The sequence below is a fragment of the Acinetobacter sp. SW-226 genome (genome assembly GCF_055632855.1).
In genome coordinates this window covers 1-866 of record NZ_JBVNBD010000011.1, presented here as the reverse complement: position 1 = coordinate 866, position 866 = coordinate 1, and the positions used below count along the sequence as shown (strand labels likewise).

The 866-nt window shown below is 36.4% G+C and carries 1 protein-coding gene and 1 pseudogene; both read right to left on the bottom strand.

Annotated elements, in window-relative coordinates:
- Positions 1 to 102: 102 nt before the first annotated feature.
- Entirely contained in the window at positions 103 to 234 is a 132-nt protein-coding gene (locus ACZ8ZH_RS20230; RefSeq protein WP_470247987.1) for a hypothetical protein, read from the bottom strand.
- A gap of 283 nt (positions 235 to 517) precedes the next feature.
- Positions 518 to 866, bottom strand: a pseudogene (locus ACZ8ZH_RS20225) (hypothetical protein); the annotation flags it as partial.

Genomic DNA, 866 nt, shown 5'->3' with positions numbered 1-866 from the left:
TCCTGATTTTCACTGTTCCTTGCTTAGGTACACGTTTAGAAAGCTCTAAATTACGAAACAGACGTTTAATTACCACAGGGAGTTGATTCGCGGATTTCGACATCAAGACATCATTTTCAACATAAAAAACTGGTCCAGTTTCTGAGCAGCTTCGATAAAGCTATCGTGCAACACACGCGCTGCGGCTTCGGCAATCTCACGCTCTTGATCATCTTCGGTCATCATAATCTTCATCTCTATCTCACGGACGTATGACTAACTCCAGTTTAAATACCATAAAAATGAGCCTCAACACCTGTAGGTGATTGTTCAGTCTAGCTAAGCAAAGGCGTGGAACTTTGATCAAAGAATAGGCGTGGAACATGAAAAATGGATAAAAAAGCCCAATGTGGAGATATTGGGCCGAGGTCAGGGGACTATCGAGTTGATTTATATCACAAAAACAAGTCAATTTCGTATAACGTGCATTATGTTAATTTTAGGAAAACTAAATAAAAAGCATCCATCTTTCAAATATTTAACTATTTATAATTTCAGTAATAGGAGTTGAATAACGATGTATATCATATTTCTTGTGATGACAGCTCCAACTCCAGTACCGTTCTAAATCTGATGCAGCTTTAATAAATTTTTCCATATTTTCAATACTGACATACGACATAAGACTTTTATTATTAGATGGATAACCATCTATAAGTAACGCATAACGAGGGACTAACCGGATATCTATAGTTTTTTTTACATAAACATATTTAGCAGTTGTCTTTTTGGGTTTTAAATGAACTAAGGCATTCCTGAAATCTTTCATCTTCTTAATTGTCTGCCAAGGCTCTTTAGACCACCCTACCTCTAAATCAAGCCTTTCA